5 protein-coding genes are annotated in these 6,005 nt (G+C 58.4%); 2 read left to right on the forward strand and 3 right to left on the reverse strand.

The window, feature by feature from the left end:
• The 3 genes from PCA_RS01115 to PCA_RS01125 form a co-directional block, all read right to left on the reverse strand.
• The coding region (locus tag PCA_RS01115) for an ATP-binding protein (protein ID WP_219918441.1) at window positions 1-474 on the reverse strand (474 nt) is incomplete at its 3' end.
• A 285-nt stretch (window positions 475-759) separates the two neighbouring features.
• Window positions 760-1,245, reverse strand: coding sequence for a hypothetical protein (locus tag PCA_RS01120; RefSeq protein ID WP_181300277.1), 486 nt, complete (start codon window positions 1,243-1,245; stop codon window positions 760-762).
• Window positions 1,246-1,355: 110 nt separating this feature from the next.
• Window positions 1,356-1,928, reverse strand: coding sequence for a hypothetical protein (locus tag PCA_RS01125; RefSeq protein ID WP_181300278.1), 573 nt, complete (start codon window positions 1,926-1,928; stop codon window positions 1,356-1,358).
• A gap of 864 nt (window positions 1,929-2,792) precedes the next feature.
• Here PCA_RS01125 and PCA_RS01130 point away from each other — a divergent pair.
• Window positions 2,793-5,195 (forward strand): DDE-type integrase/transposase/recombinase, encoded by a 2,403-nt coding sequence (locus tag PCA_RS01130; RefSeq protein WP_181300279.1) that lies wholly within the window; start codon window positions 2,793-2,795, stop codon window positions 5,193-5,195.
• Window positions 5,192-5,965 carry an ATP-binding protein gene (locus PCA_RS01135; RefSeq protein ID WP_181300280.1) on the forward strand — a complete coding sequence of 258 codons (774 nt, stop codon included), beginning with the start codon at window positions 5,192-5,194 and terminating at the stop codon, window positions 5,963-5,965. Before PCA_RS01130 ends, PCA_RS01135 begins: the two co-directional genes overlap by 4 nt.
• Window positions 5,966-6,005: the final 40 nt, after the last annotated feature.

Consider the following 6,005-nt stretch of genomic DNA (forward strand, 5'->3'; position numbering starts at 1 on the left):
GGTCTCCATGTGGACTTCGTCGTAAGGCACACTCAACGTTCGAGCCAGCCGTTCAACGAAGAATGTCTTCCCCACGCCCGGTGTGCCAACCAATAACATTGGCGGAAGAAAGAAAGCTCGATCGCCGCGTCGGGCTAGGTGGGCCATCGCGCCGATGTAGTCGATCACCGTAGAAAAATGAGGAAAATCTCTCGATAGGCTAGCTAGAAGATCCGGGAAGGTCTGACGCACCCGAACCTGGGCGCGCCATCCCATGGGGTGGCGCGTGAGGGATTTCAAAGCGTGACTCAACTGATCACGCGTTCCTCTTGTGGTTTGGGGCTGGACGACGCGCTGCTCCAGTGCCAGAACGTCCGTGAGCGAGGCGATGCAGTGCATTCCGCGACGTTTCAGTTGCTTGAGAGGTGGCAGAATTGCCGCGCATGATGCGACAGAGGCGTCATGGTCTGACGCAGACGGATATGGCTTGGACATGTGGACATCCGGCGTTGATGTCCCGGGAGGTTGGCATCTACGGAGCCAACCTATAGATCACGGCCTTGTTTTCAGGAAGGTCCGAGTCCGGGACGAGGAAATGAGCACGAAACTGCGCAGTTCAGTGGCAGGTTCGTGCTATTCGTCCACGGTGGCGGGAAGGAAGGGCCATGGGAGCAGCGTATCACTTTTGGAAACATGCCGAGGTCAGCGTCAGCATCCATCAATGCCGTCGCACAGCCTGCGACAGAGGCCACCTATGGTGGATGCAGAAGAAGATCCGACTCACGGTTCACATTTCCGTTGGCTTAGCCAAGCACCGCGCAAAGCCAACGCGTCCACGCGGGCGTGATGTCGCTGCAATTGATGTTCTGGGTGATCTCGCCACCACCGCTCACGAGCAGCATCCAGTTCGAGGTGTTGCCACTGGAGGCTCGATGGCTTTGGGCCTTCGGGGCTCGGTTCATCCATGCCATCGAGTACGAATTGGCAAAGTGCGCGATCGTGAGGTGAGTCATAGCCGATAGATGGCTTCGGGACCGTCGCGAGGAATGTCCGGAGGCGTCGAGTTAGAAGGGCGTCGGACATGGCCGCTTCACCACGCTCCAGTAAGGGGTACACGGCGACGCGCACAAACGGCGTTGGGGCGGCGGGCAGGAGATCACGCTCAGCGTAGAACGTGTGGCGTAGATCGGCTGACACCAGGCCAATTGACACCAGCTCGCTGGCCAGCACATCTGCCCATTCGCAGTCGAGAAAGAGATCCGTCACGTTGTTGATTCCAGCATCCAGGATGCTACTGGCCTGGTCGATGGTCGATGGAAACCATGCGCGCAAATCCTGTGATCCCAGACTCGTCGTATGCGGTTATGCCTAATGAGCTAGTTCGATATGCGGCTTCGTCGTGCAGCGCTTCTAGCTTCAGCACGAATCACTCGGTCTCGAGCTTGAAAGCCGCCAATAATCTCTGCTGGAAGAACCGGGTCTTCGATATCCACGAACCGGAGCGTTTCGGGGTCTCTTTTGCGACACTCTCGCCATGGCTGATGCGTCGGATCGTCGGCTTGGCGAAGGACGACGTCGATATCGACGTCGTAAAGCAATAATGACAGAGCTACCCTGGCACGCACAGCGTTCAACGAAGCGAACAGCTCTTCGGCATATGGCCGAAGCCCGGGGAGTTTCAAGGCCCCGGGCAGCGCTCGGAACATGTTCATCGACACAGATGTGTGTTCGCCTTCGGCTCGATTTTGTTCACATAGACGCGTTCTCAACACGCAACCAACCAGGCCCCATATGTCATTGCGGGCAACGAGCTGGTCGGTGTCGGGGTATAGCGCAATCGGGACGCAACGTTGCTCGATTCGAGCATCATCGCCCGGAAACCACCATGCACGCACACCTCGCTCAGCGGTCAGTTCGTTAACCATGGTCTTGAGGCGCTGGAGGCTCATCGGTTCGTTCCGTAATAGCTCCCAAAGTGGAAGGTCATACACCCAACGAGTGCCTGGCAATGATTCTTCAATTGCGGCTACCGAAAGCTTTGATGGGCTAGCTAAGCCGTGTTGCCACTTCCAAACAAGGTTGCTTCGAGCCCTGCCACGCGCGACGTAAGCTTCGGCAAATTCTCCAAGGTCTAGCTCGCTCTGATGCAACGCGTAGTTGAGCCACACCCTCCCTCGCAGATCTCGTAGAGGTTGAGTACGTAAGGAGGTCTTAGTCCACGTCCTGAGAATGTCTCCAATGGACTTGTACACGGCCGCGCCTCTTCGTGTGTCAGAAATGACCTGCCTCGCAAGCCCGAAATTGACACAGCGGACTGGAGATGATCCAAGAGATACTCAGCGTGACTGCCACGCTCTGTCTAGTACTTCTCATGTCCGCCCCTGCCGATCTCCTCAATAGCCTCACTCAGCGATACGGCCAGCTTCTTACATTGGAAGAGGTCGCCGAAGTGTTGCGCTACCCAAGCGCCCAGGCAGCACGAAAGGCACACAATCGTGGACAGTTACCGATCCGCATGTTCCGCATTGGTCCTCGAAGGGGGCTGTTCGCTAGCGCCGGAGCGCTTGCCGACTACCTATCGCGCCTCGAGGAAAGCGTTAACGGAGGTAGCCCCATGACATAGGGCCCAGCACTGACGGCACGGAAACGAAAAAACCCCGGTTGGCGCCGGGGTTTAGTCGTACAGCTAGCGATTGGCTCGCAGGCTCATCCTACGCCGCCTTCCCCATACCGATCAAGCCCGGCTGCCCCACGGCCTGCGTTCCCGTGGGCGAAGCATGCCGCGCGCGAACATTTATCGGCAGGAGCTTCCTATGGCGTACGGCCTCTCCGACATCGAGCGGTTCATCCGACGATTCGACCTAAAGCATCCACAAGCAAACTATTTGAGGTCCGCAGCGGCTGCACCTGCCAGGGCTGTTGGCCAAACTGGCTATCCGTGCGTCGTGACCGATTTCCAATCAAGGAAGATGGGCAAAGCGATCGCGTGTGAGAGCCGCACAGGCGAATATCGATACGCGCTCGAACTCGAATGGGACGAGCAGATCGAAGCATTCTTCGACCAACCACCTCAGGTTGATGTACGCCGCACCACCAAGCGGGGAGAGCGCCTTTGTGCCTATTACCCCGACTTCCTGGTGCTCAAGCACACAGGGGCCATATCGGTCGTCCAGGTCAAGCTAGCCGAGCAGCTCGACGCGCTTGTGGAGAGGAGCCCCGACTGGATCAAGCAAGGCGAGCGATACCTCGATTTATCCGCTACACGAACATTTGAAGCGATGGGCCTTGTTCACGAAGTTGTGGCGATCAGTGCCGCACATGCCGTGCGCGCGGCGAATCTCAAGCTTTTGATCAAGGCGCGTGCTGAACTCCCGCTCTCAGAGGCGCTACTTGAGCGTTGTGAGGTGGTGTTGAGGCGCCGCACAGCGCTATCGCTGCAGCACCTGGCGAAAGATTTAGGGGTTCATGAGCACAGTGCTCTCATAGCACTCGTAGCTCACCGACGCCTGCAGGCAGACATCGATCACGCGCTTCTGGTGGAGCCTGCAACGGTGTGCGTTGCGCTCTCACAGTCGTGCTTGCGGCGGGATGTTGTCGATGCTCTGTCGTTTCTTCGGATCGATCCGAAAGGGCAGCTGGGCGCGCCTGTTACCGCGGTACTGTCCCCCCGCGAGGCACACCTTGAGCGTGCTATCTCCATGCAGGAGCGTCTGGAGCAAGGAGAGGACAGCGCGACTGCTCGACGCTGGCGCCACCGCGTGGAGTCGGGTCTGGCCGAGGGCATCCCACCACTTGCCTCTTTGACGCCTCGCTATGATCGCTCGGGCAACCGGCTGGCCAAGCGACCAGCTCACGTGCTGGAGCATTGTCGCGCCTTTATCAAAGAAGCATGGGGCCTAAACCGCCCATCAAGGCGCGCTTTGTACTCCCTCTACAGAGAAAGTGGGGAGGCCGCACATCCAGAGTCGCCCATCGTGAGCAAGCCGACCTTCCGCAAGATCCTCAAATCGCTTGAGGCAGAGCTCGCTTATGGTCGTGGTGGGTTGCGCACGCACAATGCCCACATGGCACCCACGCCGGTGTCGAGCCGAGAGCTCCGCGCGACACGCCCTTTCGAACTCGCGTCGGCCGACCACTGCCTGTGCAAGATCTTTTGTGTGGTACTGGAAGCAAACGGCTTCCGCTATGTAAAACGTCCCTGGTTGACCGTGCTTCGAGACTGCTGCACCAAGGAGGTGCTTGCGTACTGGGTCAGCTTCCGTGCTCCTAGTCGTCGGCAATGCGCCGTTCTTATACGACAGTGCGTTCGCGCACACGGCAGGCTGCCAGAACAAATTATCGTCGACCGGGGCGCGGACTTCCGCAGCGTCTATTTCGCTGCTCTGTTCGCAGATCTGGGAGTCGATCTGGTACAGCGCCCGACCAGTCACTCCCGTTACGGCTCGGAAGCAGAGGGTCTTTTCAACATCTTTAAGACGCAGTGGCTGACGCTGAGACCAGGAAACTTGGTCGATCTCGACGAAGTGCGGTCTGTTTCCTCAAGTCACAAGCCGGAGCGCCTGCCATGCATGGACCTGACAGCCTTCTACGAGGACTTCGCCGCCTTTTCGTTGTGGCAAGACCAACGGCCTCTGGTGGGGGAGTCGGAATGCCCTCGGGTTCTAAGAGCTAACGCGCTGCAGGGGCTGCAAATCGCGGGGGTTCAAGTCACCTACGACGACTTGTTCGTCGTGAGAACTGCCGTGGACTCAAGCGGTAGATATAAGGTCAGTCCTCGCACCGGCATCCACAAGGGTGACTTTCACTTCTGGCATCCCGACCTGAGCGCCCATTCACTCGGAAAGAAGGTCGACGTTCGCGATGATCCTGAGGATCCGTTCAGGCTGTATGCCTTGATGGGCGGTCAGTGGATCACAGCGCTCGCATCACACGCACCGAGGCACAGCTTGCAGGATGCCTGCGGCATGGCTGCCTCAAATGCCATCCTCATGGATTGCGGTGACATCCGCGAGCTCGCGAAAGCGGACGCAGAGCGCCTTTTGGTGGCCCACGTCAGGCGACGGGAAGAGACTAGCAAGGAAGATGCATCTCGCCGAATCGAACACGCCGCAGAGGCTGCCGAGGCAGGGTCGGGCACGCCATCCGCGGCTCCCGCGGATGCATTTGCAATGCTCAGCGAGGTTGCTGTTCCAACATCCAAGGCCTGGTCGAAATGAGCGCGAACTGGATCGAAGATGCCATCGCTCGCATCAAGGAAACTTGCGTGCAGCATCCCCGCTTCATGGGGGCGTCCAATCAAATGAACCTGGCCATACATGCCATAAGCATGGGCGAGGTCATCCCGCTCGTAGGGCCGTCGCGATGGGGCAAGACGCGAATGCTCCGCGAAGCCATCGGCGCTCATCTTGGCGCTAGGCCCAATGCGGCTGGGAGAATGCCTGTTATCTGTGTGGAGGCGGAAAACGCAGGTCCGAGTGGCATTTTTTCGACCAAAGACTTCATGGCGCGATGCTTGGAAGCGATCCATCATCCCTTCTACGGGAAAGATGTCGAAGACCTTGACCCTGCCGAGACCAGCTCCTACAAGCCACGGCGGGAGCAGCTCATCCACCGCACACCCGAACGTTCGCTGCGTGCAGCCTTTGAATCCGCGTTGCGACACCGTGGTACTGAAGTTCTTGTGATCGACGAAGCGCACCACGTGCAGTACGTGGCAGGAGGGAACGAAGCTGCCGCTCGCGTGCTCGATTCTTGGAAGTGTCTAGCTAACGCGGCAGGCGTGAAACTGGTTCTTTCGGGCTCCTACGAAATTTTGGATCTCCTGCTCCTTGCGCCTCACTTGGTAGGAAGACAACAGACTATCCATCTACCTCGGTATCGGGGAGCCGAGGAGAGCGACATCCGGGCCTGGGCCGGTGTCCTGGCGCACTACTCGCAGTTCCTTCGTACTGAAGCGTCCTCGTTAATTCGAGCCAGTCAGAAGTAGAGTTTCCCCACCAAGGAGCTCTGCATGAAGAAGTCGAAGT

Source organism: Rhodanobacter sp. PCA2 (assembly GCF_013620825.1).
GTDB lineage: Bacteria > Pseudomonadota > Gammaproteobacteria > Xanthomonadales > Rhodanobacteraceae > Rhodanobacter_A.

What these genes read in the sequence shown, in the direction of transcription:
- PCA_RS01125 (WP_181300278.1), bottom strand. Translation starts at nt 1,928, where the DNA reads ATGAGCCTCCAGCGCCTCAAGACCATGGTTAACGAACTGACCGCTGAG.
- PCA_RS01130 (WP_181300279.1), top strand. Translation starts at nt 2,793, where the DNA reads ATGGCGTACGGCCTCTCCGACATCGAGCGGTTCATCCGACGATTCGAC.
- PCA_RS01135 (WP_181300280.1), top strand. Translation starts at nt 5,192, where the DNA reads ATGAGCGCGAACTGGATCGAAGATGCCATCGCTCGCATCAAGGAAACT.